The organism is Candidatus Neomarinimicrobiota bacterium (assembly GCA_036476315.1).
In the GTDB taxonomy this organism is placed as follows: domain Bacteria; phylum Fidelibacterota; class Marinisomatia; order Marinisomatales; family S15-B10; genus JAZGBI01.
In genome coordinates, this window is record JAZGBI010000080.1 from 1 (window position 1) to 2928 (window position 2928).

Below are 2928 nucleotides of genomic sequence, written 5' to 3' on the forward strand. Positions count from 1 at the left end.
CTCAGAAAGGTGGCCAAGGTTCGGCTGTCCAACGGTATTGAGGTGATTGCCTACATACCCGGTGAAGGCCACAATTTGCAGGAACACTCCATTGTTCTGATTGAAGGGGGCAGAGTCAAGGATCTCCCCGGTGTACGTTATCATATTGTGCGGGGAACGATGGATACGGCGGGTGTCGCCGATCGTAAAACGAGCCGTTCCCGTTATGGAACCAAAAGGCCGAGATAACGATGAGAAGACGTCGACCTGAAAGGAGAGAAGTTCCGCCGGATCCAGTTTACGGTGATGAGATGGTGCAGAAGTTCATCAACAATGCGATGAGAAAGGGGAAGAAAGGGATAGCCGAAAAGAATTTCTACCAGGCGATGGACCTGGTCTCTTCAAGGACAAAGGGCGATCCTCTTGAAATGTTTCATAAAGCCATGAACAACGTAAAGCCCCTCCTCGAGGTGAAATCGAGGCGGATTGGTGGAGCCACCTATCAGATTCCCATGGAGGTACAGAAGCGCAGGGGTTATGCCCTCGCAACGCGCTGGATTCTGGCCAGTGTCGGAAACCGAAAGGGTCACAGCATGGCTGAAAACCTGGCCGCCGAGTTTATCGATGCAGCCAACGGCGAAGGCGGTGCCATTAAGAAGAAGGATGACACCCACAGAATGGCAGAGGCCAACAAGGCGTTTGCACATTACCGGTGATTAATATGAATCCCACGAACCTCGCAAATGTTCGCAATATCGGAATTCTGGCTCACATTGACGCCGGGAAAACAACCACGACTGAACGAATTCTGTATTACACGGGTAGAGTTCATCGGATGGGAGAGGTACATGACGGCGCCGCCACCATGGATTGGATGGCGCAGGAGAAAGAACGGGGGATCACCATCACCTCCGCGGCCACTACGACTTTCTGGAACGATCACAGAATCAACATCATCGACACTCCCGGTCACATCGACTTTACAGCCGAGGTTGAGCGGTCTCTCAGAATCCTTGACAGCGCCGTTGTCATTTTCTGTGCGGTGGGAGGAGTTGAACCACAAAGTGAAACCGTATGGCGTCAGGCGAATCGCTACAGAGTTCCAAGGATTGCCACGGTGAACAAGATGGACCGCACGGGGGCCGATTTCCGCCATGTTCTCGGGATGATGAAAAAGCGTCTAAACGCGAATCCCCTTCCCATTGTGCTGCCCATCGGGAGCGGCGAGCTATTCGCTGGACTTATCGATCTCATCAGCATGAAAGCCATCATTTACAATGAATCGACATTCGGCGTCGATTTCGAATTCACAGACATTCCCGAAGATATGAAGGAGGAGACCGAAGCCGCCAGGCATCATCTGGTGGAAGAGTGCGCCGCTTATGACGAGAGCCTGATGGAAAAGTACCTTGCCGACGAGGAACTCTCCATAGAGGAAATCAAACAAGCGGTAAGAAAGGGTTGTCGGGAGAACGCATTCGTCCCCGTCCTCTGTGGATCCGCCTTCAAGAATAAGGGTATCCAGAGGCTGCTGGACGCAATCGTCGATTTTCTGCCGTCTCCCCTGGACAGAGGCGAGATCATAGGTCACGCTCCGGAAGATTCTGAAATTCTGTTAAGTCGGGCACCCTCAACCGACGAACCATTCAGCGCTCTCGCTTTCAAGATCATGACGGATCCGTATGTTGGGCGTCTCACTTTCTTCCGTGTCTATTCGGGTTCCATCACCTCTCGCTCAACCGTGTTCAATGCGACCCTCGGGAGGAAGGAACGCATTTCACGTCTTCTTCTCATGCATGCGAACAAGCGGGAGGATAGAAATGAAGTGGCGGCAGGGGAGATTGCCGCGGCTGTTGGACTGAAGCTGACAAAGACTGGGCACACCCTGTGTGACGTGTCGTCACCCATCATTCTGGAATCCATGGATTTTCAGAAGCCGGTCATTTCCGTCTCCATCGAGGCTTCCAGTAAGATCGAACAGGACGCGCTTTCCATGGCCCTTGCCAAACTTACGGATGAGGACCCCACCTTCGTAATCGAAACGAACCAGGAAACGGGTCAGACGGTCATGTCAGGAATGGGTGAACTCCATCTTGAGATACTCGTCGACCGTCTCAAAAGAGAATTCAAGGTGAACGCCAGTATTGGGAGACCTCAGGTTGCCTACAAAGAGACCATCACGCGGGAGGCCGAAGCGGAGGGGAAGTTTATTCGTCAATCTGGCGGTCGGGGACAATACGGGCATGTAAAACTACGGGTATTACCGAACGAGCCTGGGATGGGATACCATTTTGAGAGTAAAATCGTGGGAGGGGTCATTCCCAAGGAGTACATCCCGGCTGTCAATGCGGGCGTCCAGGAGAGCCTGAAAAACGGTGTGTTGGCGGGATATCCCATTGAGGACATTCGCGTGGAGTTGATTGACGGGTCGTTTCACGCGGTGGATTCATCGGAGATATCGTTCAAGATTTCGGGGTCGATGGCGATTCAGGAAGCCTGCATCAGAGCGAAGCCGGTATTGCTGGAGCCCATGATGAAAGTGGATGTGGTTCTGCCTGAACAGTATCTTGGAGATGTACTGTCTGATCTCACGTCCAGGAGAGGTGAAATCAGGGGGACGGATCACAAAAAGGATGCGGTGGTTGTCCACGCCGTTTCTCCACTCGGTGACATGTTTGGTTACGCCACGGCCCTCCGTTCCATTACCCAGGGCCGTGCTGTCTTCTCAATGGAGTTTGAGCAGTACGCAAAGGTTTCCCCTTCGATCAAGGATAAGATTATTGAAAGAGTCCGGGGCAACGGTTCCGCCGGGACCAAGTTTAGAGGAGGGCGTCATGGCAAAGGAGAAGTTTAAGCGAACGAAGCCGCACGTGAATGTAGGGACGATCGGTCATGTGGATCACGGGAAGACGATGTTGACGGCAGCGATGACGTTAGTTTTGAGCAAGC

The 2928-nt window shown here is 52.8% G+C and carries 4 protein-coding genes; all 4 read left to right on the forward strand.

The features are described 5' to 3' along the window. The coding region (rpsL, locus tag V3U24_08210) for a 30S ribosomal protein S12 (protein ID MEE9167425.1) at positions 1 to 228 on the forward strand (228 nt) is incomplete at its 5' end. 2 nt (positions 229 to 230) lie between these two features. After that, positions 231 to 695 carry a 30S ribosomal protein S7 gene (rpsG, locus tag V3U24_08215; GenBank protein MEE9167426.1) on the forward strand — a complete coding sequence of 155 codons (465 nt, stop codon included), beginning with the start codon at positions 231 to 233 and terminating at the stop codon, positions 693 to 695. Between the two features lie 5 nt (positions 696 to 700). After that, on the forward strand, positions 701 to 2833 hold the full coding sequence (gene fusA / locus V3U24_08220) for an elongation factor G (protein ID MEE9167427.1): 2133 nt from the start codon (positions 701 to 703) through the stop codon (positions 2831 to 2833). Further along, a partial coding sequence (locus V3U24_08225; GenBank protein MEE9167428.1) for a GTP-binding protein occupies positions 2814 to 2928 on the forward strand: 115 nt, incomplete at its 3' end. The genes fusA and V3U24_08225, both read left to right, overlap by 20 nt.